Origin of the sequence: Flavobacterium sp. T12S277, from assembly GCF_048514875.1 — a bacterium.
Taxonomy (GTDB): Bacteria; Bacteroidota; Bacteroidia; order Flavobacteriales; family Flavobacteriaceae; genus Flavobacterium.
On sequence record NZ_JBLYEG010000082.1, the window covers coordinates 1 to 541 of the forward strand.

At 31.6% G+C, this 541-nt stretch carries 1 protein-coding gene; it reads left to right on the top strand.

The annotated features are described in order from the left end of the window. Positions 1-403, top strand: a 403-nt coding sequence (locus ACN1CN_RS22825; RefSeq protein ID WP_419138002.1) for a hypothetical protein, incomplete at its 5' end; no start/stop codon positions are given. Between the last annotated feature and the right edge of the window lie 138 nt (positions 404-541).

The window sequence follows — 541 nt, forward strand, 5'->3', positions numbered from 1 at the left end:
TCATGATGAACTTGTAGAACAATGGAGAATACTTTACAAGAAACAATATTTGGATTGCTTTAGTAAAATTGATTTTGAAAGCTTAAGTACAAAACTAAACAAGGAATTGAAAAAACTGAATATAAAAATCAATACTAATCCATCCTATGCGATGGTAATTAAGTCATCAACCTTAAGGCACATGAATTTTGGCAACTGCCAAAATTGCAATAATATGAGCGTTTTTGCAATGCGCAGTATGGGAATCGCCGATGGAGATCTTAAGGACTTTAAAGAATGGAAAAAAGATTTGAAAAAATTCGCCATCAATTTTTTTCAATTCACACCTGGAGCCTTGCTTTTGTTTGTGGTAAAGAAAAAATTCCGTTGCAGCTTAATAACTCAGACATTTTCACTGGAATAATCAGTTACACCTAATAGGGTATCTGGGTAAGTAAAATAGGTGTCATACGAACAAAAACTGAAGAAAAAGTTAAGTTACATTTTATCCACCTGAAAACAAATAATCAATCCTACATCTATTATAGAATGAGAAAATCTA